This window comes from Mesorhizobium cantuariense (assembly GCF_042647205.1).
GTDB classification, from domain to species: domain Bacteria; phylum Pseudomonadota; class Alphaproteobacteria; order Rhizobiales; family Rhizobiaceae; genus Mesorhizobium; species Mesorhizobium cantuariense.
Window position 1 is genome coordinate 6,221,310 of the sequence record NZ_JBHRVD010000001.1, and the last position, 23,567, is coordinate 6,244,876.

General features: G+C 58.8%; 27 protein-coding genes and 1 pseudogene. 15 read left to right on the forward strand and 13 right to left on the reverse strand.

The genetic code is table 11. The annotated features are described in order from the left end of the window. Positions 1–57: 57 nt before the first annotated feature. Entirely contained in the window at positions 58–897 is an 840-nt protein-coding gene (locus tag ACFOJ9_RS30445) for an AAA family ATPase (RefSeq protein ID WP_203280533.1), read from the forward strand. 55 nt (positions 898–952) lie between these two features. Here the strand turns inward: ACFOJ9_RS30445 and ACFOJ9_RS30450 are convergent, their stop codons facing one another. Further along, complete coding sequence (locus ACFOJ9_RS30450) at positions 953–2,521, reverse strand: MFS transporter (protein WP_378984581.1); 1,569 nt, start codon at positions 2,519–2,521, stop codon at positions 953–955. 129 nt (positions 2,522–2,650) lie between these two features. Here ACFOJ9_RS30450 and ACFOJ9_RS30455 point away from each other — a divergent pair, with 129 nt between their 5' ends. The 7 genes from ACFOJ9_RS30455 to msrB all read left to right on the forward strand — a co-directional run bounded on the left by ACFOJ9_RS30455 (position 2,651) and on the right by msrB (position 7,302). After that, on the forward strand, positions 2,651–3,514 hold the full coding sequence (locus ACFOJ9_RS30455) for a LysR family transcriptional regulator (protein WP_378988145.1): 864 nt from the start codon (positions 2,651–2,653) through the stop codon (positions 3,512–3,514). 59 nt (positions 3,515–3,573) lie between these two features. After that, the gene (locus tag ACFOJ9_RS30460; RefSeq protein ID WP_378984584.1) at positions 3,574–4,020 is read left to right on the forward strand and encodes a GNAT family N-acetyltransferase; all 447 of its coding nucleotides are present in this window, start codon (positions 3,574–3,576) and stop codon (positions 4,018–4,020) included. A 62-nt stretch (positions 4,021–4,082) separates the two neighbouring features. Further along, on the forward strand, positions 4,083–4,277 hold the full coding sequence (locus tag ACFOJ9_RS30465; protein WP_378984587.1) for a type II toxin-antitoxin system HicA family toxin: 195 nt from the start codon (positions 4,083–4,085) through the stop codon (positions 4,275–4,277). A gap of 11 nt (positions 4,278–4,288) precedes the next feature. After that, the gene (locus ACFOJ9_RS30470) at positions 4,289–4,693 is read left to right on the forward strand and encodes a type II toxin-antitoxin system HicB family antitoxin (RefSeq protein ID WP_378984589.1); all 405 of its coding nucleotides are present in this window, start codon (positions 4,289–4,291) and stop codon (positions 4,691–4,693) included. A 6-nt stretch (positions 4,694–4,699) separates the two neighbouring features. Next, positions 4,700–5,890 (forward strand): vWA domain-containing protein, encoded by a 1,191-nt coding sequence (locus tag ACFOJ9_RS30475; RefSeq protein WP_378984591.1) that lies wholly within the window; start codon positions 4,700–4,702, stop codon positions 5,888–5,890. 19 nt (positions 5,891–5,909) lie between these two features. Beyond that, the gene (locus ACFOJ9_RS30480; protein WP_378984594.1) at positions 5,910–6,707 is read left to right on the forward strand and encodes an MBL fold metallo-hydrolase; all 798 of its coding nucleotides are present in this window, start codon (positions 5,910–5,912) and stop codon (positions 6,705–6,707) included. A 190-nt stretch (positions 6,708–6,897) separates the two neighbouring features. Then, on the forward strand, positions 6,898–7,302 hold the full coding sequence (gene msrB / locus ACFOJ9_RS30485; RefSeq protein ID WP_013529102.1) for a peptide-methionine (R)-S-oxide reductase MsrB: 405 nt from the start codon (positions 6,898–6,900) through the stop codon (positions 7,300–7,302). A gap of 97 nt (positions 7,303–7,399) precedes the next feature. Here msrB and ACFOJ9_RS30490 read toward each other — a convergent pair whose 3' ends face one another. Next, the gene (locus tag ACFOJ9_RS30490; RefSeq protein ID WP_378984596.1) at positions 7,400–7,738 is read right to left on the reverse strand and encodes a hypothetical protein; all 339 of its coding nucleotides are present in this window, start codon (positions 7,736–7,738) and stop codon (positions 7,400–7,402) included. Positions 7,739–7,948: 210 nt separating this feature from the next. Between ACFOJ9_RS30490 and ACFOJ9_RS30495 the strand changes: the two genes are divergently transcribed. Continuing rightward, entirely contained in the window at positions 7,949–8,458 is a 510-nt protein-coding gene (locus tag ACFOJ9_RS30495) for an arsenate reductase ArsC (RefSeq protein ID WP_378984599.1), read from the forward strand. 16 nt (positions 8,459–8,474) lie between these two features. Here ACFOJ9_RS30495 and ACFOJ9_RS30500 read toward each other — a convergent pair whose 3' ends face one another. The 3 genes and pseudogenes from ACFOJ9_RS30500 to ACFOJ9_RS30510 form a co-directional block, all read right to left on the reverse strand. Continuing rightward, positions 8,475–8,930 carry a hypothetical protein gene (locus ACFOJ9_RS30500; RefSeq protein WP_378984601.1) on the reverse strand — a complete coding sequence of 152 codons (456 nt, stop codon included), beginning with the start codon at positions 8,928–8,930 and terminating at the stop codon, positions 8,475–8,477. A gap of 50 nt (positions 8,931–8,980) precedes the next feature. After that, positions 8,981–9,097 (reverse strand): annotated as a pseudogene (locus ACFOJ9_RS30505) (DUF2312 domain-containing protein); the annotation flags it as partial. Between the two features lie 9 nt (positions 9,098–9,106). Next, the gene (locus ACFOJ9_RS30510; RefSeq protein ID WP_378984603.1) at positions 9,107–10,045 is read right to left on the reverse strand and encodes a HEPN domain-containing protein; all 939 of its coding nucleotides are present in this window, start codon (positions 10,043–10,045) and stop codon (positions 9,107–9,109) included. Between the two features lie 132 nt (positions 10,046–10,177). Between ACFOJ9_RS30510 and ACFOJ9_RS30515 the strand changes: the two genes are divergently transcribed. Next, positions 10,178–11,515, forward strand: coding sequence for an IS1380 family transposase (locus ACFOJ9_RS30515; protein ID WP_378984605.1), 1,338 nt, complete (start codon positions 10,178–10,180; stop codon positions 11,513–11,515). On the opposite strand, the gene ACFOJ9_RS30520 is transcribed toward ACFOJ9_RS30515, so the two are convergent. The 3 genes from ACFOJ9_RS30520 to ACFOJ9_RS30535 all read right to left on the reverse strand — a co-directional run bounded on the left by ACFOJ9_RS30520 (position 11,487) and on the right by ACFOJ9_RS30535 (position 14,612). Further along, the gene (locus ACFOJ9_RS30520; protein ID WP_378984607.1) at positions 11,487–12,608 is read right to left on the reverse strand and encodes an ApeA N-terminal domain 1-containing protein; all 1,122 of its coding nucleotides are present in this window, start codon (positions 12,606–12,608) and stop codon (positions 11,487–11,489) included. The two genes, ACFOJ9_RS30515 and ACFOJ9_RS30520, sit on opposite strands and share 29 nt — an antisense overlap. A 110-nt stretch (positions 12,609–12,718) precedes the next feature. Then, the gene (locus ACFOJ9_RS38870; RefSeq protein ID WP_449288651.1) at positions 12,719–13,777 is read right to left on the reverse strand and encodes a thermonuclease family protein; all 1,059 of its coding nucleotides are present in this window, start codon (positions 13,775–13,777) and stop codon (positions 12,719–12,721) included. A 61-nt stretch (positions 13,778–13,838) separates the two neighbouring features. Then, the gene (locus ACFOJ9_RS30535; RefSeq protein ID WP_378984609.1) at positions 13,839–14,612 is read right to left on the reverse strand and encodes a hypothetical protein; all 774 of its coding nucleotides are present in this window, start codon (positions 14,610–14,612) and stop codon (positions 13,839–13,841) included. 297 nt (positions 14,613–14,909) lie between these two features. Here ACFOJ9_RS30535 and ACFOJ9_RS30540 point away from each other — a divergent pair, with 297 nt between their 5' ends. Further along, on the forward strand, positions 14,910–15,257 hold the full coding sequence (locus ACFOJ9_RS30540) for a hypothetical protein (RefSeq protein ID WP_378984611.1): 348 nt from the start codon (positions 14,910–14,912) through the stop codon (positions 15,255–15,257). Between the two features lie 89 nt (positions 15,258–15,346). On the opposite strand, the gene ACFOJ9_RS30545 is transcribed toward ACFOJ9_RS30540, so the two are convergent. Next, positions 15,347–15,787, reverse strand: coding sequence for a hypothetical protein (locus tag ACFOJ9_RS30545; RefSeq protein ID WP_378984613.1), 441 nt, complete (start codon positions 15,785–15,787; stop codon positions 15,347–15,349). A gap of 229 nt (positions 15,788–16,016) precedes the next feature. Here ACFOJ9_RS30545 and ACFOJ9_RS30550 point away from each other — a divergent pair, with 229 nt between their 5' ends. Together ACFOJ9_RS30550 and ACFOJ9_RS30555 are read left to right on the forward strand one after the other, a co-directional pair. Then, the gene (locus ACFOJ9_RS30550) at positions 16,017–16,775 is read left to right on the forward strand and encodes a hypothetical protein (protein WP_378984615.1); all 759 of its coding nucleotides are present in this window, start codon (positions 16,017–16,019) and stop codon (positions 16,773–16,775) included. Between the two features lie 44 nt (positions 16,776–16,819). Next, the gene (locus ACFOJ9_RS30555) at positions 16,820–17,401 is read left to right on the forward strand and encodes an RES family NAD+ phosphorylase (RefSeq protein WP_378988151.1); all 582 of its coding nucleotides are present in this window, start codon (positions 16,820–16,822) and stop codon (positions 17,399–17,401) included. Between the two features lie 236 nt (positions 17,402–17,637). Here the strand turns inward: ACFOJ9_RS30555 and ACFOJ9_RS30560 are convergent, their stop codons facing one another. The 3 genes from ACFOJ9_RS30560 to ACFOJ9_RS30570 all read right to left on the reverse strand — a co-directional run bounded on the left by ACFOJ9_RS30560 (position 17,638) and on the right by ACFOJ9_RS30570 (position 20,764). Beyond that, positions 17,638–18,681 (reverse strand): hypothetical protein, encoded by a 1,044-nt coding sequence (locus ACFOJ9_RS30560; RefSeq protein WP_378984617.1) that lies wholly within the window; start codon positions 18,679–18,681, stop codon positions 17,638–17,640. A 447-nt stretch (positions 18,682–19,128) separates the two neighbouring features. Then, positions 19,129–19,830 carry a hypothetical protein gene (locus ACFOJ9_RS30565; protein WP_378984619.1) on the reverse strand — a complete coding sequence of 234 codons (702 nt, stop codon included), beginning with the start codon at positions 19,828–19,830 and terminating at the stop codon, positions 19,129–19,131. Between the two features lie 487 nt (positions 19,831–20,317). Beyond that, entirely contained in the window at positions 20,318–20,764 is a 447-nt protein-coding gene (locus ACFOJ9_RS30570) for a type II toxin-antitoxin system VapC family toxin (RefSeq protein WP_378984621.1), read from the reverse strand. A 703-nt stretch (positions 20,765–21,467) separates the two neighbouring features. Between ACFOJ9_RS30570 and ACFOJ9_RS30575 the strand changes: the two genes are divergently transcribed. Beyond that, positions 21,468–21,905, forward strand: coding sequence for a hypothetical protein (locus ACFOJ9_RS30575; protein ID WP_378984623.1), 438 nt, complete (start codon positions 21,468–21,470; stop codon positions 21,903–21,905). Between the two features lie 19 nt (positions 21,906–21,924). Here ACFOJ9_RS30575 and ACFOJ9_RS30580 read toward each other — a convergent pair whose 3' ends face one another. Continuing rightward, positions 21,925–22,254, reverse strand: a complete 330-nt coding sequence (locus ACFOJ9_RS30580; RefSeq protein WP_378984625.1) for a hypothetical protein — start codon at positions 22,252–22,254, stop codon at positions 21,925–21,927. Between the two features lie 372 nt (positions 22,255–22,626). On the opposite strand from ACFOJ9_RS30580, the gene ACFOJ9_RS30585 reads away from it, so the two are divergent. Continuing rightward, positions 22,627–23,448 (forward strand): IS5 family transposase, encoded by an 822-nt coding sequence (locus tag ACFOJ9_RS30585; protein ID WP_378976432.1) that lies wholly within the window; start codon positions 22,627–22,629, stop codon positions 23,446–23,448. Positions 23,449–23,567 lie beyond the last annotated feature (119 nt).

The window sequence follows — 23,567 nt, forward strand, 5'->3', positions numbered from 1 at the left end:
TGCCTTGCACTGGCAAGTCCGCCTCCTTACGGTTGTCATGGCAACCAAGGAGCAAAAATGCGTTTCGAAGGCACGGCGGCCTATGTCGCCGACAAGGATCTGATGGTGGCCGTCAACGCGGCGATCGCTCTGGAACGGCCCTTGCTGGTCAAGGGCGAGCCCGGCACAGGCAAGACGGAACTTGCCCGCCAGGTGGCGGCGGCACTTGGGCTCGACCTCATCGAATGGCACGTCAAGTCGACGACGCGGGCGCAGCAGGGCCTTTACGAATATGACGCCGTCTCGCGGCTGCGCGACAGCCAGCTTGGCGACGAGCGCTTCAACGACATCAGAAACTACATCAAGCGCGGCAAGCTGTGGGAGGCGTTCGCGGCCGGCAAGAAGGTCGTGCTTCTGATCGACGAGATCGACAAGGCCGACATCGAGTTCCCCAACGACCTCCTGCAGGAACTCGATCGGATGGAATTCTTCGTCTACGAGACCGGCGAAACCATCCGCGCCGCTGTCAGGCCGATCGTCATCATCACCTCCAACAACGAGAAGGAACTGCCGGACGCGTTCCTGCGCCGCTGCTTCTTCCATTACATCCGCTTTCCCGACGTCGACACGCTGCACAAAATCGTCGACGTCCACTACCCCGGCATCAAGCAGAACCTGGTGCGTGCAGCCCTCACCCAGTTTTACGAAATCCGCGACGTGCCGGGGCTGAAGAAAAAGCCCTCGACCTCCGAAGCGCTCGACTGGATCCGCCTGCTGGTCGCCGACGACATCGCACCGGAGGATTTGCGCGCCGACCCGAAGAACGCCCTGCCCAAGCTGCATGGAGCCCTCTTGAAGAACGAACAGGACGTGCACCTTTTCGAGCGGCTGGCCTTCATGGCGCGAAGGCAGGGGTAGGGTCGATCCGCGCAGCAGCCAACGACGTGGTCTGAAACCAAGTCGGAGGGCCACGCTACGGGCGGGCCTCGCCCGCGGTCTGAGCGGAACCATGCCCCCTTCGCTCTTGCGGCGCGTCGGTCTTCGCGCCGAAGATGACGAAGCTGATGACGGCAAGAGCGAGAACGCCGATCCCGCAATAGAGCATGACCCAGCCAAAACCGTTGACCAGGGCGGCATGCGCGATGGCGCCGGATGGGTCGAGGGTCGCGAGCCTGGGTGAATATTGCGTCAAGCCATCGAGGTTTCCAGTAGCGATCTTTTCCGCCAGCGCACCCAGTTCATTCGGGTCGAATGCCTCGCCAAATGCGTTCCGCAGATAAGAAACAATCCCCTGCGTCAGCAGCAGGCCCAGCACCGCGATGTTGATGGCGAGCGTGATCAAGCGCGCACTGATATCGATGCCCGAGGCCATGCCGGCACGATCCGGCGACACCGAGCCGGTCGTCGTGTTGGTGGTCGGTGAATTGGTCAGGCCGATGCCGATGCCGGCGATCAGCGTGCCGGGCAGCATGGTCAGCCAATTGGCGCCCTCGAGCCCGGACCCTATCCACATGGCGATAAAGCCGATCCCCAATGTCAAAAGCCCGAGCGGGATCGCAACCCGCGCCTGATAGCGCGCGCGCAGCCGCTCGGCGGTTGAGGACATCAGCATCAGGGGAAGCGTGTAGACCAGCAGCAACAGGCCGGTCGTGGTGCTGTCATAGCTCAGAACTCCCGAAAAATAGATCGGCAGATAGATGATGAACGGCCAATAGCTGAAATTCATGCCAATGCCGCCCACGATCGCTCCCGAGAACTGGCGGATGCGGAAGACGGAGAAATCGAACATCGGATAAGGGCTGATCTTCTCGGCAACAAGGAACGCGATGAAGGACAGGACGGCCGTGACGGTCACGCCGATGCGGGCGCCGGACCCGAGATCGGCGCCTTGCGTGATCAGATAAGAGAAGCCGAACACCGCGAAAGAGAGCGTCAGGATGCCGGCCCGGTCAAGCTTCTGCGCGTTGTGATCGCGTGATTCCGTGACACCGGCGCCGATGAAGACCAGAGCGAGGATCGCCAGCGGCACATGGATGAGGAACACCCATTGCCAGCTCGAGAACGCGATGATCAATCCACCAATGGCGGGACCGAAGCCAAGCCCTATGCCCGAGACGACGCTCCAGGCAACGAAAGCCTTGCCGCGCTCACCACCATCTTGAAACTGATGGGACAGTACGGCCACGCTACAGGTGAACATCGCTCCACCCGCGAGCCCTTGCAAAAAGCGGGCGATGATCAGAATTGGAGCGCTCGGTGCGAGGCCGCACAGCAGAGAGGCAAAGCCGAAGGCTATGGTGGTGATCACCATCACCCGTTTGCGGCCGAAACGGTCGGCCAGCGTCCCCGTCGCCATCAACACCGTGGTGCAGGCAATGGTGTAGGCATTCATGATCCACTGCAAATCCCTGAAATCGGCGGCGAGCACGCTTTCGAGTTTCGGAAGGATCACCGGTACGCTGGAGATTTCGAGGCCGAACAGCAGCGAGGCAAGGCAAGCCCCCACAAGCGCAACGGTGTTTCGCTCAATTTGAAACCTCATATCGATCACTTTCTATCGGAGCTGCTGGCAATGCTTTTCAAACTGCCGTCGACATGACATAGACGAGCCCTAACCATGAAAAAAGGCTATGCATCTCTATTTCAGAGATGACAAAATGGAATGCTCGAGATGACCAGTCTTGATGTCGACGCCGTGCGAACCTTCGTCATGGTAGCCGATCTGCAGAGCTTCACCCGGGCGGCCGCAGCACTGGGCAGTACCCAGGCGACGATCAGCGTCAAGCTGCGCCGGCTTGAAGAAAAGCTCGGCGCGCGTTTGATCGAACGAACCCCGCGCCGCGTGAGCCTGTCAGCGAGGGGAGCGATCTTTCTCCCCGCGGCGCGCGAATTCCTTGCCGCCCATGAACGCGCCATAACGGAGTTTTCAGAGGCGCCATGTCGGCTTGCCCTCGGCTTTGTCGACCACGTCGCGGGGCCAGAGCTTTCCATACTGATAGCCCAGCTTCATGCCCACGATCCGTCGCTCGCGCTCAATATAAGGATCGACACCAGCTCTTTGCTGGAGGACGCTTTCGACCGCGGCGAACTCGATGCGGTCATTGTGCACCGGGAAGATGGCAGCCGCCGGGGCGAAGCTTTGTCGCGCACCCATTATGGCTGGTTCGCGGCCCCTGCCTTCGAATGGCGACCGGGGACGCCCTTGCGCCTGGCTCTTTTAAGCACTGTATGCAACTGCCCGGACCGCCTGAGAGCGGTCGAGGCGCTGGATAGAGCAGGCATCGCCTGGAATGAGGCTTTCGTCGGCGGCGGCGGTGCGGCCGTCAACATCGCGGTATCGGCCGGCTTTGCTCTTTCCGCCCTCGCTTACCGTGTTGCCCCTCCCGGCTTGATCGAGGTAGGCCGCAAACTCGGCCTGCCACCAATTCCGCCTTCCGAGATCGTTCTGCACGCGCGCGTCTTGGCGCCACGGGCACGAGAGGCGCTGAAGATGCTCGCGACCGCTTTTCGCGAGTCCAATTTGCCGGCAGGATAGGCAGAGATGTTCCCGATCCGATTCTATCGGATCGGGCTCTGAACTTCGGAGGAAATGAAATGACCGAGATTACCGTCCGCCCGCTCGCGCAGTCCGACCACGCCGACTGGCGGCGCCTGTGGACCGACTACCTCACCTTCTATGAGACAAAGCTTCCCGAAGAGGTCTACGCCGTCACCTGGAAGCGGCTGTTCACCGAAGGTGAGTTCGAGCCAAAAGGTTTTATCGCCGCGCTGGACGGCAAGGCGGTCGGCCTCACTCACTATCTCTACCACCGCTCCGGCTGGTCGGAGAAAAACAATTGCTATCTGCAGGACCTGTTCGCCGACCCGGAGGTGCGCGGCAAGGGCATCGGTGCGGCGCTGATCAAGGCAGTGCAGCAGGCGGCGGAGAAAGTCGGGGTCAAGAACGTCTACTGGATGACGCACGAGACCAACGCCACAGCCCGCAAGCTCTACGACCATGTGGCGCGCAGAACCGGCTTCATCGAGTACGATCTGCTGTGAAGAAATTGGATGATTGAAATGGTCGCCATTGCGCAATATATTGCGCATTATCTGGATGCCTGATGCCGCTGATCGAGACCAATACTCGCAAAATTATCATCAGGCTTTTGTGCGATGGCTGGGAAAGTGTCGGAGGCGGCAAGCACGACAAATATGAGCATTCGGACCGACCTGAGGTGATGATCATCGTGCCCAGGCATCGCGAACAATCTCCGGGTGTCGCACGGTCGATCGCACGGCTGGCTGGATGGATTTGAGGACGGATCATATGACGCACTATGTCGGAATTCTCGATGGCGCTGATAATGTCTGGGGGGTGCGTGTTCCCGACCTTCCCGGCTGCCACGGAGGAGGCGCAAGCCCCGAAGAGGCCATTGCCGATACGACGTCCGCCGTGCGCGAATGGATCGAAGCACGTGCGACGAAACATCTGCCATTGCCGGCGACGCGTACGGTGGCGCAACTGCTCCTTCAAGATGAACTCGATACTGCCGCCGGCGAATCCGCGGTAATGATTCCGGTGCTGATCTACTCTGGCCGGCCCGTCCGAGCCAATCTGTCGCTCGACGCCGGTCTCCTGGCGGCGATCGACGAAGAAGCAGGCCGGCGTGGCCTGACGCGCTCCGCCTTCATTGCAAGCGCCGCACGAGAGAAGATCGAAGGCCACAGATAACCGACAATGTTCATCCCCTTCTTCCTCGAACTGAAGGCAGCGCGTGTTCCCGTTTCCCTGCGGGAATATCTGTCGCTGCTGGAAGGGCTGGAAGCCGGGCTGGTCGACTATGATGTCGAAGGTTTTTATTACCTCGCCCGCGCAGCACTGGTGAAGGACGAGCGCCATATCGACCGCTTCGACCAGGTGTTCGCGCATGTCTTCAAAGGCATTGAAGCGCTGGGCGGGCCGGATGCCGTGGACGTGGCGAATATTCCCGAAGAATGGCTGCGCCGCCTTGCCGAAAAGCACCTGACCGACGAAGAGAAAAAGCTGGTCGAGGCACTCGGCGGCTTCGAAAAGCTGATGGAGACCTTGAAGCAGCGGCTGGAAGAGCAAAAAGGTCGCCACCAGGGCGGCTCGAAATGGATCGGCACCGGTGGCACCTCACCGTTCGGCGCCTATGGCTACAATCCAGAAGGGGTGCGCATTGGCCAGCATGAAAGCCGCAACCGCCGCGCCGTGAAAGTCTGGGACAGGCGCGAGTTCAAAAACTTCGACGATGCGGTCGAGCTCGGCACCCGCAACATCAAGATCGCACTGAAGCGCCTGCGCCGCTGGGTGCGCGAGGGCGCCGAGGAGGAATTCGACCTGCCCGGCACCATCCACGCCACCGCCGAGCACGGCTATCTCGATGTGCAGACGCGGCCGGAACGGCGCAACGCCGTGAAGCTGCTGATGTTTTTCGATGTCGGCGGCTCGATGGACGATCATATCAAGAGCGTCGAGGAGCTGTTTTCGGCCGCCCGCGCCGAGTTCCGCCAGCTCGAATATTTCTATTTCCACAATTGCCTCTATGAGGGCGTGTGGAAGGACAATCGCCGCAGGCATGCCGAGGTGATCCCGACCTTCGACCTCCTCCACAAATACGGCCCGGACTACAAGGTGATCGTCGTCGGCGACGCTTCGATGAGCCCTTACGAGATCGCCCACCCCGGTGGTTCGGTCGAGCACTGGAATCCGGAGGCAGGCAGCGTCTGGCTCGGCCGCCTGCTGCAGCAATGGCCGAACGCGGTATGGCTGAACCCCGAAAACCCTAAGACCTGGAGCTACACCCATTCGATCGCGATGATCCGCGACATCTTTGGCGGCCGCATGTTCCCGCTGACGCTGGCCGGGCTCGAAGGCGCCACGAAGCAGCTTTCAAGAAAGCACTGAAAGACCGACAGGAGATTCGATGACCTGCTTCCTCTGCCTGCAATGCGGCGTCCAGTTCGCGGCAACAGAGACGCCGCCGGAGCACTGCCCGATCTGCGAGGACGAGCGGCAATATGTGCGCTGGGAGGGCCAGGCCTGGATCACGCCGGAGCAACTCGCTGAAGGGCATCGGCTTGTGATGAAGGACGACGCCGGCGTGCTCGCCTTCGGCATCGAGCCGCGCTTCGCCATCGGCCAGCGGGCGCTGCTGGCGCAGACGCCGCACGGCAATGTGCTGTGGGACTGCGTCTCGATGGTCAGCGACGAGGCGGTGGCCGAGATCAACCGCCGCGGTGGCCTTGCGGCGATCGCCATCTCGCACTGCCATTATTATTCGGTGATGGTCGAGTGGAGCGAGGCGTTTGGCGGCGTGCCTATCTATCTCCATGCCGACGACCGTGAGTGGATCATGCGGCCGCATAAGGCGATCGTCAGTTGGGAAGGCGAGACGCTGGCCATAAACCCCTCGCTGACGCTCATCCGCTGCGGCGGCCACTTTGCCGGCGGCCAGGTGCTGCACTGGAAACGCGATGGCGGCGATGCCCTGCTGGCCGGCGACATCTTGCAGGTGACACCGACGCGTCGCCATGTCAGCTTCATGTACAGCTATCCGAATTACATTCCGCTCAACGCAGCCGCCGCGCGCCGCATCGCGGCGGCACTGGAGCCTTTCGCGTTCGACCATATCTATGGTGCATGGTGGAACCAGAACATCATCGGCGGCGCAAAAACGGCATTGGCTGCTTCAGTCGATCGCTATCTCGCGGCGATCGCATGAAACCCCGATCGAAAATGCGGGCAAACCCAGTAACAAGTGCCTATCTTGGTGCGAATATGAGGTTGCAATCCGCGCATGACCCCGAGCTTCGGAAAGGATCATGCGCAAAACCAAAGTGCTACAGCGTCCTTTGCGCGTCCGATGGACGCGCGGCGCTGTAGTAACGAGCCGGCAAGGCTGAGGAGATCGAATGGACACCCACACCTACCCCGTCACCCGCACCGACGCCGAATGGCGTGCCCGGCTGACGCCGGAGCAATATGCCGTCATGCGCGGTCACGGCACCGAGCGGCCGGGAAGCTGCGCTTTGCTCTACGAGAAGCGCGCCGGCACCTTTTCCTGCGTCGGCTGCGACCAGCCATTGTTTGAATCCAAGCTGAAGTTCGAGAGCGGCACCGGCTGGCCGAGCTTCAACGACCCGGTGCCGGGCTCGGTCGAAAACACCGTCGACCGCAGCTACGGCATGGTCCGCACCGAATGCCATTGCGCCCGCTGTGGTAGCCATCTCGGCCATGTCTTCGAGGACGGCCCGCCGCCGACCGGCCTGCGCTATTGCATCAACGGCGTGGCACTGAAATTCGAGCCGGCGGCTTGAGCCAAAATTCGATTGAATGAAAAGGGCGGCTGCGGCTGCCCTTTTCATTGCCCGGCGGGAAACCCGGCGAACGCGATGGGCACCCGTGTCCGCGGTGTCAGACGACGACCGTGAGGATCAGCCATAATGTGGCGCCGAGCGTCATCAGCGACGCCTTGGCGCTCCTGGCCTTTTCCGTGGTTCGCCATACGGCAAAGGTCAGAAAAATATTGTAGGGCACCGGCGCGAAATGCACCGCCAGAACCAGCACGAGCGGCAGCTTCAGCCCAAGCAGGATGATCGCGGCCACCAAAGATGCGATGTTGAGCGCCGTGCCGACAAGGGCAAGATCGCGCCAGAACAGCCGGTCGAGCGGCACCAGGCCTTGCCAGCGCGCGCGAAAGAAGCCGCGACCTGCGGTGTCGCTTTCGTCTTCGGGACGTTTTGAAACACTCATCGACGCGACCTTCTCTTCGGCTGCCGCAGAGATGTCAAACGCAGCAAACTGTCAACGCCAGGCGATGTATCGGCAGGTGATCCGGCCCGTTGTCATCAAACGGTCGCGAAACTTTTCTACGCCGCCTCTGTCGGTATACTTTGCAAAGCGGCGACGTCCTGATGGAATTTGTCGCCCAATCATCCAGTCGCCTGCCAGGGAGGTTTCGAGATGAGCGACAATCCCTACAACGTGCTGTTTCTGTGCAACGCCAATTCGGCGCGATCCATTATGGGGGAAGCCATCCTCAACCGGATCGGCGCCGGCAAGTTCAAGGCCTTTTCCGCTGGCTCCCAGCCGAAGGGCACGGTCAATCCCCACGCACCTCAACTGCTGGAAACTCTCAACTTCGACACCGGCTTCGCCCGCTCGAAAAGCTGGGACGAATTCGCCGCAGCCGATGCGCCGCAGATGAACTTCGTCTTCACCGTTTGCGACAACACCGCGAACGAAGCCTGTCCCATATGGCCCGGTCATCCGATGACGGCACTTTGGGCGATACCGGATCCGGCCAAGGCCAATGGCACCGACGCCGAAATCCACCTTGCCTTTGCCGATGCCTTTCGCATGCTCAGCAACCGCATCTCGCTGTTCATCAACCTACCGGTGGACTCGCTCGACAATCTGACGCTGCAGCACCATCTGGACGAGATCGGCCGCGACACGCTGAAGCCAACCTAGCGCCAGGCCATCGGACTCACGAACCGCCGTCGCCCGTGTCGCCAAGAACCTCGGTGACGGCGCGCTCGATACGCGAGCATTCGGTCACCAGCCAGTCGGTCATGGCCGGCCAATTGTCTTCGGCATAACAGTTCACCCGCCACATCGAATTGATGCCGAGACCTTCGCAACTCTGTTCCGGCTTGAGCTTCAGCCTGTCTTCGATATTAGGCTGGAAAGGCTTCAACCGCGACCAGGCTTGCGTGGCGCCGAACTTCTCGTTGCGGCCGAAGAAGACGCCGACATGGTTCTGCGCCGGCGCGACATACATGGAAAGGACCAATGCAAAGTCGGGCAGCCCGCGCTGCCAGAACCAGGGTCCGCGCCTCGCCATCAGAGCCCTTTCTTCCGGATGCCGCTCAGCGAACAGCGTCCAGAAGCCGCGCTGGCGGAATTCAGAGGCGCGGCGGGCACCGAAATCGAATTCGCTCATGGCTCAAACCGTATCTCCGGCAACCGCGTCGGTGCCGGGGCAGGCTAGTCTTACACCATGCCGAGTGCGGCCTTGTACAGATCGAGGATGGTTTCCTCTTCCTGCCGTTCAGCCTGGTCCTTCTTGCGCAGCCGGATGATCGCGCGCATCGCCTTGGTGTCGAAGCCTTTTCGCCCCTACATGAATCTGTCGCCCACTTCCCAAGCCTTCCATCCCCTCAAACCCAAGCGCTCTACCGGATTCCATCTAGGCACCATCTCGTCTAGGCAGCACCGACATAGGAGTGCGGGGGGCGGCGCGTAACTCAATAACGCTGTAGCCGCCCCCCGCATGCACCACGGACGCCATCGATCCGGACGGCGACTTCGCCCTAGCGGCCGGCATCGTGCTGGCGTTGGCATGGCCGTTCTAGATCTTTCCAACAAAGCCTTGGCCGCCGCCAGATTGGCCTTGTAGCTGTGCTTGTATTCGAAAAACGGGTGGGTCAGCGACGAACTGCGTGCTGCCCACGCCTTGATATCCCATCCTGCCTCGATCAGGTCTGACGCCGCAAATACAAATTCCAGCGACTTCGTGAAAAACCCTGCCGAGTCTTGGAAGTTGGAGGCATAGTCGACCTTGCTTGGCGTGCCGTGAACGTAGTGATTTCGACAGTTCACGGCCTCATCCAAGACCCAGTTCAGGTCCGGGAATTTCCCACCCAACGCTTCTATGATTGGTGCGGCACGCCAGCGAACTTTATGTTTGAGGGCGCTTCTGCCCAGTCGACCGAGGGCGTTGAGAATGCTGCTGCGTTCCGCACTATCTGGCAGCTTGCTGAACAGATGCTTGGTCTGATCACGGGCAGCAATCAAATCCTTGGACAATTCGACGTCTTTGGGCATTGCTGAGCTTGGAAGAATATCAAACATATTCGCCGAGCCTACAAGACGATCGATATCGAACACCTGAGTTCGCAGGGAGTTCGTGTATCGCGAGCGGGCATCCATCCAACTAGGCGCCCGTTTTACCCAATCGGTCAAAACGTTAGAATATTCTTCAGGTCTTCGGACGGGATCTATAGGCAAATCAGCCGGATGCGGCGGACTGCCCGGAAACCGGACATGCGGTTTCATCGTGCTGTACACCTCAAAGATCCTAGCCCGGAAAATTCATGGAGGTTGGCGGATGTGGTGCAAGCCGTTGAAATGACGTAGGATTTGGTTGCTTAAGCCGATCCGAACCATTTCCCGGAGACCACACCCGCCATGAATGATCTTACGCTGCCGCTGAGCGGTTTGTCATCTGTTGGCGGCAAGTCCGTCGTCGCCCGTTTCGACGGCAGCATGCTGTCGTCCAACAGTGGGGTTCTGGCTCTGGCCGAGGTGGAAAAGCGGCTGCGTGTCGCCGAGCGTCTGGCGCGCTGCATCGATGATCCGCGCTGCCCGGACCAGGTCATCCATAGCGTGGCCGATATGATCGGCTTTCGCATGAAGATGATTGCCGCCGGCTACGAGGATGGCAACGACGCCAACCGGCTGCGCTGCGATCCGGTCTTCAAGATGGCCCAGGATGCGCTGCCTTCGGGTCGGGATCTGGCCTCTCAATCGACGATGTGCCGGCTGGAGAACTTGCCTGGCGTGCGGGAACTGGTCGTTATGGGCCGGGCGATGGTCGACCTCTATTGCTCTTCCTTCCGCCAGGTTCCGAAGCGGATCGTGCTCGACATTGACGACACTTTTGACGCCGTGCATGGCGGCCAGCAATGGCGGCTGTTCAATGCCCATTACGACGGATACGGCTTCCAGCCGATTGTTGTGTTCGATGGCGACGGCCGGTTCGTCGGTGCGGTCCTGCGACCAGCGAAGCGGCCGAGCGGGGCTGAAATCCGCCCCCACCTGCGCCGCCTGGTGCGGGCGATCCGGAGCAACTGGCCGAACACCGGCATCCTTATCCGGGCCGACGGGCATTACTGCAGCCCGCAGGTCATCGACTGGTGCCGCGCCAACGATGTCGACTTCATCCTCGGCGTGGCGCCCACCACGACCCTGCGCAAGCATGTCGCGGACCTGGAAACCAGCACGATGGCGCGCTTTGAAGCAAAAAAGACGAACAAGGTCCGCCGCTTCAAGGAGTTTTTTGACGGCGCCGCCAGTTGGAGCCGCGTAGAGCGCATCATCGCCCGCGTCGAGGTCGGCGCCCAAGGTGCCGATACCCGCTTCATCGTCACCAACCTTGCAAGTGGCAAGGCCAAGGCACTCTACGAGGATGTCTACTGCCGGCGCGGCGCTGCCGAGAACCACATCAAGTCGTGGAAGACGCATCTCGCCGCCGACCGCACCTCCTGCACAAGAGCGACGGCCAACCAGTTCCGGCTATTCCTGCATGCCGGCGCCTACTGGTTGATGTGGGGCTTGCGCGCCGCGATGCCGAAACGCTCGAGCTTTGCCGTCGCCCAATTCGACACGCTGCGATTGCGCCTCATCAAGATCGCCGCCCGCGTAGTCGAGATGAAAACCCAGATCCGCCTGCACCTGCCGACGTCCTGCCCCGACCAGCGCATCCTGCGCATCGTCCTCAGTCGCATCCCGCAACTCGCGACATAAACGATGGGGCGCAGACGTCCCGAAACAAACCCGCCGACCTCAACCCGCAAAACCCCCGCCTTCCATCACGACGGATCATCGCCGGCGCCCGACGAGGCTTGTCAAAATGCACCCCAAGGGCGGCCAGATCGCCATGCAGGCCGCCGAAAGCCGATCGCCGTGCATCAAGCGGGCTAGGTGGTCCATCAAGAGTGGAAGACGGCGCAAGCAATCGCATTTCCTCCATTCGCTGAGGTCTCCCCGCTATCATTGAAAAGAAGGGTTCAAGTGCGTAGGCCGGTTCGATGGCGTCGTTGAAAGTTCGGGCCGCCGAGAAGTCTATCTCAACCCAAATGCTGTTCACAAACCCGCTTCCTTGCGGTCCCCCCAAGGAGATCGACGGCAGGTTTTGTGCAGAGATTTTTCCAATGTCCGTCGGAACTTCAATGATGGTGTGTCGGCCTGTGAAGTATGCAATCTCGGGATGTTCGCCTTTGGTGATTTCTCGGCCACCGATATTTGATTGGGCAGCCAGTATCGGATCAATGAGCGCGTCAGGGTGGATTACCGTGCCGAAGGCATCGAAATCGTAAAACAAGTTTATGGCATCGGTCAGAACGAACGATATTGAAGTGAACAGCGCGTCGTTGTCACCGACGTGGGTTTGCCCAAAGAGTATGTGATGTGGGAATATTTCGAGCCGATATTTGGATGGGGTCCCCTGTGAATCGACGCTACGAGTTGCCCGCATTGCAATGCAGTCAAACAGGGAAAGCATCGCGGTCTGGTCGATTACGCCGTGCACGGTTGGGTCTTCCAGACCATAGCGTCCCCGGTCGACATCCAGCAGCACCAATATTGAATCGTTACCGTCAAGCACGACCTCGCCATAGACGTCCTTCTGCGATGGAAGGTTGAATTTTCCAAGTCCCCTGAAACCATCAACCCACTTCTTCGCCATCTGGTCTCTTCCACTATTTTCAGCAGTTCGGCTGTTTTCATGTGCCACGTCCTGGGGCCGACGACATCGTCGCTGAGCTGCCGCCAGGCAACAGACCATCGCGAAGGTGACCAGCGCCACCGCGGACCAGGTGAGCACGTCGCGATCTAGCACGCCTTCCTATCACTCACTTGTTTTGAGCGGTTCCAGCCCGCACGGCAATGGCCGATCAGGATCCGGATATTGCTAATTGCCTCGCTGCTGAGCAGCGCATGGCGATGGTCTTATCGCTCATGGAAAATACCCGGAAACTCTCGTCGCCTTCCATGTCGCTTGTAATCGTGCCGTAGCCGAGGTGGCGAGCGTCGACGACCGGGGCAGGTATCAGCGGAGATGCGCTCTGGGCCGAAATGGGCGCTGTAGAAGCCAAGAGAGCAAAGAGCAACGACGACCAGATCTTCATTTCCAAGTCCCCCTGGGTTAGGTGAGGTTAGCGGTTTCGGCCGTTTCTTGTCAGCATAGGCTCTCACAAGGAATGCCGTCGCGGTCCCGGTCGAGTTTTCCGCCCCAAGGGCAGTTTGCCAGATACCAATTTGCCTCGTCGCACGAACTGATTTGCGGGCATGTTCGACGCGGCTGACACGATTAGCTTTGCGCCACCTGCCTGTTGATGATCCCCAGCGGCTTGCTGGTCGCAGGTGTCTTCTCGGCATGCCCTGCACGCCATTCCCAAGGCGCCTGAAACCTTCCGGCCCAGAGTCCGAGTTAGCCGCCTCAGCCTTCGCCTGTTGCCCGGCGTAGGCCCCGTGGCTGTAGCGGGGCCAATCTAGCGCCTGGCCGTGCTCGACCATCCATGAGGCCACGCTGGCGCCGTCCGCACGCCTGCAATCGCTTACGAAGCGGCCATATCGGTCCCAAGTGACAAAGGTGCACTGCACGGGCTTGGCGGTCGCAAGGAAGCTGTCGAGGGCCTCGGCCGCTCTTCGACCGCAAGGATATTCGAACCCCTTGGCATCGTCGCAATACTGTTTGCTCTCGGGCGCATCGATGCCGTTAAAGCGGATCCGCTGTCCGTGGATTTCGATCGTGTCGCCGTCGATTACTGAGGCGATGCCGACAATCGGGCCTGGGCTCGAACTGACCCAACGAGTGAAACCGACATCGGGAATGCTGTCGCGGTGCTGCATAACCCACTGTGATATCCATGCAGCCATCGATGCCAAGGTCAGCAAGGGCAGGCGTTTCGGAATACCTGCGAGCCGCCGCCTACGATATGGCCTACCGGCGCGCTTGCGCCAGCGGTCAGCCTGATTGGCACCTTCATGACGCTGGACTTTGCCCACGCCCCTCACTCCCCGGAACGTAGGATGCGGCTATTTCGACTAAGAGTCCAGAAGTGGCGCGTTAGCCGGGGGCCTGGGTTTGCCCGATCGAATCGCAAAGATATCCGGGCAGATATATAGTGAGCGAAAATTCGGCCGGCAGACGCCGAAAGCCAGACAATACCGCCCCGGTCCAGGTCAACGAGTGAGTGACGACAAATTCGGTAGGATGTGGGGACTGCCCCCTATCGAGATCGTCATCGGAGAGTTCGCGGAAGAAATCGTGAGGCTTGCCGGGATATACTTCCCAGATCGAGGCTGCGTCCAAGCCATGGATGCTCAGTGCATACACGCGATCGAATTTCGGCGGTGTTTTTTCCAGACGGCGACGCACCAGTTCGATCGTGATGACGTCCGCCTTAAAAGCATGCTCTGTGGCATAGAGGACCAAGAACCGCCCAGGTGCGCCTTGGTGATCTGATTTCCCCCGGATGAGATCGTAGACGATCGATGCCTTCTCTTTCGGAGCAATCCTCTTCGGGGCATTCTCGAAAATGCCACCATGTGTCTTAAGCGGCGCGATCTCGGCGAGCTCCATAAGCTTCGTGCCCTCGGCCGTCCCGATCGTGAAATCGATATCGTTCTCGTCATTCGGGTGGGGCATGCCGAATGGTGTCAAAGAAGGTTTGCTCTCCTCCATAATGGGCCGGGCCGAGCCCTTGAAAAAGAGATTCGCAACTAGCCATTCGCGTTCAAGCTTTGTCTCGGGAAAGCGGATTTTTGCCCATTCGATACCGTCAGGCCCGCCTACGATGGGTCCGCTTGTTCCTTGGGGCTTTCGCCTTGCTTTGGTCATGACTCAGACATAGCCGGAAAAAGATCGCCAATCCAAGCGAGCTGACCGAAGTGGTTGCATCCTGGCCGACCCTTTCTCTCAGCCGGACTCTGCGATGCCCGCGCATTTGGCGAGCGCCGACAGGTTTGCGCGGAATTCGGCTCCCGACTATCCGGGCAGCCTTGCATTGTCGAGGCGGACAACGCCCCATTCGCCATCATTGGAACGATCAAACGTCTCGGCACCGCTTCGAACTTTCGGTCGACGACTTGGCGGCAATGAGCCTTACTTGCCGCATCGATGATTCTGGAGAGCAATATGCCCGTTAGCGAGCGCCAAGCGATTTTCATCGCGGAGTCCCTTGAGCCTCACCAGGTGAAAGCTATCAAGATTCTGGCGGGAGCGTTCGGCCGCTTCGAGCCCGTGGGCTTCGCTCCCGGGCTGGCGATGCCGATGATCAATTGGATGATCGAGAGGGGCTTGGCGGAACAGGGGATTGCGAACGAGTTCACCGGAAAGGTCGGATACCGTTTGACACAGCTAGGCGCCAAGGTGCGCTGGTCGCTCGACAAGCGACGTCCGACGGATCGCGTAAAGCTCAGGGCGATTGAACCTCGTATCAAGCAGGCCGACCTACGAATAGCGAGACCGCTCAAGCCAAAATAAAATAGGCTTCGGGACGGCCGTCGCACAGATCCCTCCATGCGACGGTACATAAATCACCTAGGCCTGCCCGAGCAGGTGGAAACTGCGGCTCATATCAGCTTTGCGATTGCGGACCGAAACGGCTCGTCGATCCAGTAGCGCCACTCATCGACTTCCTTGTCCCACTTCCAATTGTAGAACTGGACCTCTTTAGGCCAACCTGGTGTGTTCGATGTCCGGCGGCCAAAGCTGCCGATAACGCCCTTAAACTGATCTTCGGTCATAGCCATGGCGCCAACGAGCTCAGTCTTCGTCAGACCACCGTCGCCGGCACCGGCCATCGCCTTCAACATCCGCGAGTGGTTGGGCGCCAAGCCCGTCCTTTGGATCACGCGCCGCATCAGTTCAATCGTCCGCTGTTCGCCCTGGCGGCCGCCTTCGTCCGCGGTGGTTGCCTCAACCGTTTCAATGACAGGAGAGTCGGCAAATTGTGAACGCACGGCTTCGAACTCGGCGGCTGTTCCTTGGAAGGTCAGTTTGGAAATTTTCATCGATTAGCCCTTTCATCCTTGATTGGATAACAAGTATATATCTAATCGACATCAATTAGACAAGATACAAGCTCGTCTTATTTTTACGCTTTTGATAGGCCGTTGCGCCAACAGGCCTCCACCGCGCCGTGATGAGCGCTGCCACCGGTACCCTCCGCTTGAAGAGTGCTCTGATGTGATATAAGTAAGATGCATAGATCATCACTGATCTCACTTCTTGGAGGCTGCAATGCCGAATGCGCCGTCTAACATTTTCACCGAGACCGAGATTGAGCGACTTATGGCAGACGCGCTGGTGGAAAGACTTCGCTATGTGGAAGAGCCGGGAAAGGACAAAGCGGTTAATAAGAAAGCGCCTCGAAGCCGCAAGTTCGGGACCGCTCGGTCCGTGCGTTTCAAGGCGACCGTGAGGAAGGTTGTGAGAGATGTCTTCGAGGATGTGTCGCCTTTCCGGAACTTGGATCCGGCCACCGCACGGCTTCTCGAGCCGCTCAGCGCGGTGGTTGCTAGGAAGCGAGTAGAACTGTCGGAGCGGAACATGGAGCTCCTGGTGGAGGCCATGCTTCCCGCCAATGACCCCATGTCGGCAGTCAGATCCAAGATCGAGGCCGACAATGCGCGGGCGCGTGTAAAGTTCGCGGAGGATGTCCCGTGCCTGACGAGCGCAGACCTAGCTGAACTGGCAGGTCACAACGCTCGCAACAAGAGCGCGACAGGATCGAGATGGAAGGCTGAGAAGAAGATATTCTCGGTGCAGCTGCGTGGCCGCGAACTGTTCCCAGCCTTCCAATTCAGGGACGGAAAGCCCCATCCTGCGGTCGCGCAGGTGTTGCAGGCGCTGCCGCCCAAGATGACCCAGTGGCAGGTCGCCTTTTGGTTTGTTTCGTCGAACCCGTGGCTCGACGGAAGAGTTCCGTCGGAGAATCTCGAGCAGGTAGCCTCGGTCGTCGAGGCTGCGCATAAGTTGGGGGAGACAACGGCAGATTGATCGTCGTCCCCTCACCTCCTCCGTCTCCAACCTGCAATGTACTAGTGTTTCCGGCCGGCACGGAATTGCATCGCATACACTCGCGGAAGCGACGGGCACACGAGTTCAATCCAGGCTTCGGCTCCTCCAGGTTCGCTCCCTTCACTAGTTTCGGCAAACAGGTTCCTACGATGTACGCGGGAACTTCGTTTGGATGCGCCGCTTACGAGTCGGTGTTCCACGATATCGATCCCTCCGAGGCCTTCAAGACCGTCCCAATGCGTAATGTCGAGGAACTCTCCGGCTCGCTCATCAGGATCGACCGCGACTTGCAGCTCGCGCGGCTATTCGAACCTGATCTCAACAAGTGGGGAATCACGCGTCAGTTGCTGATCGACACTCCGCCCTCGTCGTACCCATCGACCAGCGCTTGGGCGCAAGCGATTCATGATGCCAACCCCACGCTCGACGGCATGATCTGGACCTCTCGGCGATTCGACGAAGAGAAATGCCTGATTCTTTTTGGGACGCGCGTCGACGAATCCTCGATCGATGTCGTCAATTCAGATGGTTTTGCCAGCTCGCCAGCTTTGCTTGACCGTCTTGTTGAACTCGGACGGCTTTCCGGTATAGTGCTGACCCTGTAATGGCACCAGCTAGGTTCAATAAGCACTCTCTGGCAGAAATTTGGAAGAGCTAGCGAATTCGCGAACCTATCGAGGCACGAGACTCTCTGTTTCCAACGAGGTCCAGGCTCCAACGAAGGTCTCGAAGATGCTCGCGAGATTGATGCCATGTGGCGCTCGACTTTGCGGCACTGTCCCTTCGGTTATTCGCGTAAATCCAAACCGGGATCGCGTCTCGGGAGAGCAGCGCCCAGGTACTATTGTTGAAATCTTGTCTCGATTACCCCGACCTTTTTGATAGCCTCCTCGATGTCCGTCTTGGCAAGGTCAGCTGCCCTTGTTTGGATCTGGATGCCCTTCAGCTTCAACCGGTCATCGGCCGCAACGCCATCAATCGCCCTCTGAATTGCCTCGAACTGTGTCCGCCCATCGATAGTCGATCTCGATTTTTGATCCTCGAAATGCAATTCGATGTCGTAAGTCAGCGATTGCACCAGGCCGAAGTTGTGACGTTCATGCCATTGAATTCCTGTTGTCATCGGTTTGACTGCCGACGTCCGTGCGTTGATGGAAGCGGTATCGAGATGGATATCGATAAGATCCAGCATGTTCTCAATGCTTCTGAGTAACCCGGGTCGGTCAGAAACTTCGCGGTGATGGAAGCAGGAGTTGCGAGAGTCTCTAATGCGCTTGAAAGCAGAGATAAAACTAGGTAGCGCAGTAAGCGAAGGGTTATGAATGCGTAGAGATGCCTTGAATGAAACCCATTGTTCCTTAATGAGTTCCTCCAGGTCTGAGAGCTTGCTGTAGCACAAAAGACTGTGACCATTGGCCTGCTTTACCACAGTTGCGCCCTTTAGGTCGTAGCCGTCGATCCCCTTGAGAAGCTTGTCGATCGCATTCGCCACTGCGGGCGTGAGTTCAACACCGCTGATGTTCGTTACTTGGGCGCATCCTCCGCCACCAATCAGCGTGGTATATACTGGATCCCACCACTTCTTGACGCCGTAATGTTGCTCCATCCAGGTCGCGAGATGAACGCGGTACGCCGCTTCGAATATGCTCAGCGCTGTAAATAGGCGCGCCTGTTCCTCGACTTTCCGGAAATATATGCGAGTCAATTTCGGAAGAAATGGAGGCGCATCCTTACCTGCGGCTTTCAGCCTTTTGGCTGACTTGGCAAAACCTTTCAGCTCTTTGAGGGAGTGGCGTATCAAATCGCTGTTGGCCTGGCGGCAGAATGCATAGTAAGCAGCGGCTTCGGGCGTTGATATCTCGTGATCCAGATACTCCTTCAGCATGCCCTCTGCGTAGGATTTTATAACGTCTTGCATTGCCTGCTTTTCATGCCTTTTTCTCGTATGAGACCTATGATGGGTATTCTGGGAATGTGCTACTGAAAAGTTGTGCGATGTGGGTTGACGATCCCGAACCGCTTCTCTATGTTCCTACTACTCTGTTGCGGTGCCCTCATGAGAGCTGTACGTCGTTGACGACGCGAACGAGTCTAAACAAACCAAAAAGGGCCTCTTCGGAGGCCTTTTTATTTTTCTGGGCTCTGTGGCGATTTGAGGCTCACCGCCTAGGCGGTTTGTGCTGACCGGGCGCGACTAGCGAGAACGCTTGGGAAGGCAGCGCCCTCGTTCCCCACACATAATTGACCAGTCCCGACTTTCTCGGATGATTTCCTGAAGGGGCAACCTGTGGAGCGATAAACTGGTCAGCGATGCGACTATGGGAGAGAGCGTTTATGCATCCATTGCGAGATGCTGTTCATAGGCTCTTCCTGCCAAACAGGGCACCGCCAGCATCGCGACCTGCTTCCCCGAAAGGCTTCCCTTCATGGCTGCGGCTGCTATCGCTCCAATCGAGCTCCAGACATCCGCCCGCCAGACGAGTTCGACCACCTTGGAGCCCACATCTTGCAGTGCATCAACGATGTGGCCATCACCAAGGCCGTGAAGCCGCGCTGCGCGATTGAAATCCATTCGATCGGCAAAGCAGGCTTCGCTGAAGAAGACCTCGTCCCACGAAGCACCGCTCAGTCGCGCTTCGGCAGCCGCGCCCATGGCTGTGATGATCATCTTCGCACGCGCTGAGACGGCGCGCTGTTCAGTCGTACCGACATCCAACAGCCGCGCATTGAGTTCATCCGCCGAGATCACCTCGCGACCCGGATACGCCTGTCGGTAGGCAACCTGCAGGTCCAGAGATACAGCTGGCCCATAGCAGATCGCCTGAGAATTCAACACGGCTCTACCATCGGCACTCCGCCAACTAGGCCCAGTTCCGATTTCGATGCTGTGCACTGCCTGGTCGAAAGGAAAGCCCATTTCCTCGGCAGTAAGAAGGCGACCGACTGCATGGCCCGCCTCATGCACTGCCGTGATATGGTCAACAGCTCTCGTCCGTGCCTGCGCTCGAGCGGCACGCCTGGCGTTGCGGTTCATAGCGTTTTCCTATGTTGGTATCGGCCGCGCTTTGCTCGTTACCGACTTGGCTTAATAAGAATGCTGACGTCGATTGGTGACACCCGCAACCCCAAAAAACACCTCTCCGCCGACACCGCAGGAGCAGCTGCGTTGATCCTATGTCTCTTGTCGAATGGAGGTCGCAATTTCGAATCCGAGGATTCATTCTCGCTCTTGCAGCGAGGAGCAGCGCGACAAGGATTCACATCCTCTCCGAATTCCAAATCGCTCGACACTTCCTAGACATCAGAAACAGCGGCGTGATCGTTCCTTTCAGCTGCCGCAGGTTTGCCGACGTAACGGCTATGTATTGAAGCTGTCCTGTATCTTCGTATCGGCTTCGGTCTCGAGCATTTGGAGTGCGCGAGCGCTGAAATATCCTCTGATCCCGCCTCCTGTTAACGACAAGATACGCGTGCGGAGGTGATCCTGGAGAGGCGCGGCCGGAGGGAGTTCATCCATCACGTCAGACTTGCTCAACCAAGAGACCCCGATTTCTAATGGCTTCCGCGTAACCTTGCGCATCATTTGTAAGAAGCGTGAATCCTTCGCTGATGGCTGTCGCCAGCACTAGGAGATCACCGTCACCCAATGGAATCGCCTGGCCTGCCGCATTGCTGCGGAAAAGATCGAGGCCATAGAGGAACGCAAACTCCATTGCTGTCGCTTCCGAAACTTCCAGCAGATCGCCTGAAGCGCGCATCTTCCGTCGAGCCACTTCGAACCGTCGCTCCCAAACGTCTCTGGCGCTCGGGTCGCTCATGGCTAGGATTCGAGCCTTGAGCAATCCGAACGAAACAACAGATGCCTTCACGTCGTGGTCTTGCATTTCCGCACGCTCGACGCGATCACGGATCGCATTCTCGCTCCCGCTGACCAGATCCGTGAGCGCTTGGGTGTCCAATAAATACACGATCAACCCGCTCTAAATGAAGGTAGGTCCTCTCGTTTCACGCTGGGGGCTTCCAGGTCCGGAAGCATGCTTCGCCGTCCTGCGGAAGCCGTGAGGAGTGGAGCAACAGGCAGATCTTCAGTCGCTGCAAGCGCACCAACTATCGATCGTCTGCTTCGGGCTTCCGTAAGCATTTCTACGAGAGTTGCGACGCTCATCATTGCGGCTGGCGTTCCATGAACTTTACCTCGGTCGACCGCAAATAGCCTGAGCCCTTGCGCAACCGCTTTGCTCGAGAAGCGTTTGCGTGCCTCGTTTACCGGGTAGCACATAGCTGCTGCCGAACCCTCATTGAGGACTTCGGGTGCTAGGTGTCGCCAGATGATTTCCGCATACTCGCGGCCAACCCCGTCGGCTAGGGATTTGAACGAAATCTCTTTGTTCTGTGTCGCTGACTCTTTTTCCATCCTGATGGGCATTTCAGTTCGCCTTTCCATCCGTTGATGACACTATGTACATAGTGACGACATTATGTACATCAAGAGCGCGCAAATTGGAAGCACCGTTCTCGACGCGCAGCCAACTGAGATCGCTCACGCGGATGCCGGGCCATTGGCTGAGGTTGCACAATGTTTTGGAGCGTACCCGCGTTGTTGTCAGTTCGCGCGAGTTCCATATTGGCCTACGAGCTGAATCAAATTCGGCAATGTGAGGAATGCGAAGGATGGCTGATGGTGGCACCATGCGCGATGGCTTGGACGATGATTTACGCGACAAGCTGGTAGCAATCGGCAAGGGAGTTGCAGGCCCCATTCCACTAGCAGGCGGTGTCGTGGCCGAGGTCGTTGGGCTGGTCATACCTGGACAGCGGGCCGATCGCATCGCCGCTTACCTCAGAGCCTTATCCATTCGCGTCGATAATCTCATCCAGGAGATAAGGGACGGGCTACCCTCCAGTCCCGAGAAGATCGCTCTGATCGAGGAGGGTGGCCTCCAATCTTCACGAGCAACCTCGCAGGAGAGAATCGATCAGATAGTGGAGGCGGTGAGCAGAGGATTGAGCGAGGACGATTCCGACATTGTCCGGAGGAAGCGTCTACTACTCATCCTCGGTGAGTTGGATGATGACGAGGTTAAATCAACGCGCCGATATCCGGCATAGTGCCTTGGCCCGTTCCTTCTCATCCTAGCTCGTCCAGATGCAGAGGTCTTCGGGAAAGGCTTGCTCTCGAGGCCCAATGATATCGACGTACCGCAAGTCGAACTGCAGCCAGTCGAACACCCCCATGGCTTCCTGCTGGATCGAAGAGCTCGACGATGACACGGCTCAAGGCATTCTCGTTTGGAGCGAATATCGAGAACACCGAAAAGCCTGTCGCGCCATAAAAGTTGATCCCTGCGCGAAGCGCATCCAGCCTGGGGATGGAAAGCGACATTCCGCGCACAGCCTGAGCGATGATTTGTCGAAGTGATGTGGTCATGCGTTCGGATTTCATCTGCTTGTTCGACATCGACAAATCTAGAACTCTGCGCAAAGGCCTCGTCGATGAGGCACGTCAGAATGCCCTATACAATCGTTTATTTCGACCAGTGGCCTGGGTTCTCTGTTGCCTCTTGCCCGCGACAATCGATCGCGCTGGCTGCGCACACGGCAAGTAATGCCCAAGTAGTATTGCGCGACGTGAGGTTTGGTTTAGTTTGTGCCTCGGCTTGGGGGGAATTGTCGGAATGTTGAGGATTTCGGGGGAAATTGCGGGAGCGAATCTTCGAGGCTGCGTCAGCTTCTCTAAAGGGATTCAATCGGTGCCTGCCATCTTAGAGACCGTTTTGAAAATCGGCTTGGTGGGGTTTCGTCTGAGGCTGGGTTATGATTCAAGCTGTGGATGTGGACAAAGCAGAGCCGTGGGCGGATGGCCCAGATTGCCAAGAAGACGAAGCGCTACCCGTCGGATCTGACGGACGAGGAGTGGGAGCAGTTCGCGCCGCTGATGCCCAAGCCCGGGCGGCGTGGCCGTCCGCGCGAGGTTGATTTCCGTGAGGTGATCAACGCGGTGCGCTACCTTGTGCGCTCGGGTTGCGGCTGGCGGATGCTGCCGATCCATTTCGGCGCCTGGCAGACGGTCTACGGCTGGTTTCGCGAGTTGGCGCGGCGCTTTCTGTTCCAGACCATCCACGACGTGGCGCTGATGCTGGACCGCGAGCGAGCCGGGCGCGAGGCCAGTCCCACGGCGGGCGTGATCGACAGCCAGTCAGTCAAGGCTCCGCAAGCTGAAACAAGAGGTTATGACGCCGGCAAGAAGATTGTCGGCCGCAAGCGCCACATCGCCGTCGATACGGATGGGCGGCTGTTGATGGTCAACCTGACGCCGGCCGATATCTCCGACAGCGCCGGCGCTCAGGCGATCCTGGATGGTATCCGCAAGCGCTGGCCCTGGGTGAAACATCTGTTCGCCGACGGCGCCTACGACCGGCTGAAGCTCCTGGATAAGGCCGCCTATCTGGACTTCGTGGTAGAGATCATCCGCAGATCCGACCAGAAGGGCTTCGAAGTCTTGCCCCGCCGCTGGGTTGTCGAGCGCACCTTCGGCTGGATGACAAGATGGCGCCGCCTCGTGCGCGACTACGAGAAGCGCATCGACGTCTCTCACGCCATGATCCTTGTCGCTATGGGCGGCAATCTCATCCGCAGAAACGCTCATCCCTGAATTTCAAAACGGACTCTTACAGCTGCGACTCGCGCTGCGCTGCCCCGCCGAGGGGTGGAGCTGACGGGTGCTGGAGTTCCTCCGTTCGGCCAGCCGTTTCGCTGGGGCGCTGCTCCGTC

Excerpts from the sequence above, each read along its gene's own strand:
- ACFOJ9_RS30445 (WP_203280533.1), top strand. The coding sequence starts at position 58 with ATGCGTTTCGAAGGCACGGCGGCCTATGTCGCCGACAAGGATCTGATG.
- ACFOJ9_RS30450 (WP_378984581.1), bottom strand. The coding sequence starts at position 2,521 with ATGAGGTTTCAAATTGAGCGAAACACCGTTGCGCTTGTGGGGGCTTGC.
- ACFOJ9_RS30455 (WP_378988145.1), top strand. The coding sequence starts at position 2,651 with ATGACCAGTCTTGATGTCGACGCCGTGCGAACCTTCGTCATGGTAGCC.
- ACFOJ9_RS30460 (WP_378984584.1), top strand. The coding sequence starts at position 3,574 with ATGACCGAGATTACCGTCCGCCCGCTCGCGCAGTCCGACCACGCCGAC.
- ACFOJ9_RS30465 (WP_378984587.1), top strand. The coding sequence starts at position 4,083 with ATGCCGCTGATCGAGACCAATACTCGCAAAATTATCATCAGGCTTTTG.
- ACFOJ9_RS30470 (WP_378984589.1), top strand. The coding sequence starts at position 4,289 with ATGACGCACTATGTCGGAATTCTCGATGGCGCTGATAATGTCTGGGGG.
- ACFOJ9_RS30475 (WP_378984591.1), top strand. The coding sequence starts at position 4,700 with ATGTTCATCCCCTTCTTCCTCGAACTGAAGGCAGCGCGTGTTCCCGTT.
- ACFOJ9_RS30480 (WP_378984594.1), top strand. The coding sequence starts at position 5,910 with ATGACCTGCTTCCTCTGCCTGCAATGCGGCGTCCAGTTCGCGGCAACA.
- msrB (WP_013529102.1), top strand. The coding sequence starts at position 6,898 with ATGGACACCCACACCTACCCCGTCACCCGCACCGACGCCGAATGGCGT.
- ACFOJ9_RS30490 (WP_378984596.1), bottom strand. The coding sequence starts at position 7,738 with ATGAGTGTTTCAAAACGTCCCGAAGACGAAAGCGACACCGCAGGTCGC.
- ACFOJ9_RS30495 (WP_378984599.1), top strand. The coding sequence starts at position 7,949 with ATGAGCGACAATCCCTACAACGTGCTGTTTCTGTGCAACGCCAATTCG.
- ACFOJ9_RS30500 (WP_378984601.1), bottom strand. The coding sequence starts at position 8,930 with ATGAGCGAATTCGATTTCGGTGCCCGCCGCGCCTCTGAATTCCGCCAG.
- ACFOJ9_RS30510 (WP_378984603.1), bottom strand. The coding sequence starts at position 10,045 with ATGAAACCGCATGTCCGGTTTCCGGGCAGTCCGCCGCATCCGGCTGAT.
- ACFOJ9_RS30515 (WP_378984605.1), top strand. The coding sequence starts at position 10,178 with ATGAATGATCTTACGCTGCCGCTGAGCGGTTTGTCATCTGTTGGCGGC.
- ACFOJ9_RS30535 (WP_378984609.1), bottom strand. The coding sequence starts at position 14,612 with ATGACCAAAGCAAGGCGAAAGCCCCAAGGAACAAGCGGACCCATCGTA.
- ACFOJ9_RS30540 (WP_378984611.1), top strand. The coding sequence starts at position 14,910 with ATGCCCGTTAGCGAGCGCCAAGCGATTTTCATCGCGGAGTCCCTTGAG.
- ACFOJ9_RS30545 (WP_378984613.1), bottom strand. The coding sequence starts at position 15,787 with ATGAAAATTTCCAAACTGACCTTCCAAGGAACAGCCGCCGAGTTCGAA.
- ACFOJ9_RS30550 (WP_378984615.1), top strand. The coding sequence starts at position 16,017 with ATGCCGAATGCGCCGTCTAACATTTTCACCGAGACCGAGATTGAGCGA.
- ACFOJ9_RS30560 (WP_378984617.1), bottom strand. The coding sequence starts at position 18,681 with ATGCTGAAGGAGTATCTGGATCACGAGATATCAACGCCCGAAGCCGCT.
- ACFOJ9_RS30565 (WP_378984619.1), bottom strand. The coding sequence starts at position 19,830 with ATGAACCGCAACGCCAGGCGTGCCGCTCGAGCGCAGGCACGGACGAGA.
- ACFOJ9_RS30575 (WP_378984623.1), top strand. The coding sequence starts at position 21,468 with ATGGCTGATGGTGGCACCATGCGCGATGGCTTGGACGATGATTTACGC.
- ACFOJ9_RS30580 (WP_378984625.1), bottom strand. The coding sequence starts at position 22,254 with ATGTCGAACAAGCAGATGAAATCCGAACGCATGACCACATCACTTCGA.
- ACFOJ9_RS30585 (WP_378976432.1), top strand. The coding sequence starts at position 22,627 with ATGTGGACAAAGCAGAGCCGTGGGCGGATGGCCCAGATTGCCAAGAAG.